This window comes from Cupriavidus sp. SIMBA_020 (assembly GCF_046535395.1).
In the GTDB taxonomy this organism is placed as follows: domain Bacteria; phylum Pseudomonadota; class Gammaproteobacteria; order Burkholderiales; family Burkholderiaceae; genus Cupriavidus; species Cupriavidus campinensis.
On record NZ_JAWRWU010001414.1, the window covers coordinates 1 to 245 of the forward strand.

Below are 245 nucleotides of genomic sequence, written 5' to 3' on the forward strand. Positions count from 1 at the left end.
GACCGTCTTCAGGTTTCCTGAAGACCGCCACATGATCGGTGTCAGCGCGAACTTCCCGGTTGGCGACTGGGCGATCGGCACCGAGCTCTCGTACCGTCCGCGCGACGCCGTTCCGCTGAATCCGGCCAGTGGATGCGTCGCGCAAGGCGGCAACTGCTGGGTCGACGAGAAGCGTTTCCAGTGGCACCTGACTACCCTCTACTCGCTCCAACCGGGCAATTCCGGCGCATTCCTCAAGCTGCTCG

At 63.7% G+C, this 245-nt stretch carries 1 protein-coding gene; it reads left to right on the top strand.

Annotated elements, in window-relative coordinates:
- A partial coding sequence (locus tag SB751_RS34190) for a DUF1302 family protein (RefSeq protein ID WP_410749518.1) occupies positions 1-245 on the top strand: 245 nt, incomplete at both ends.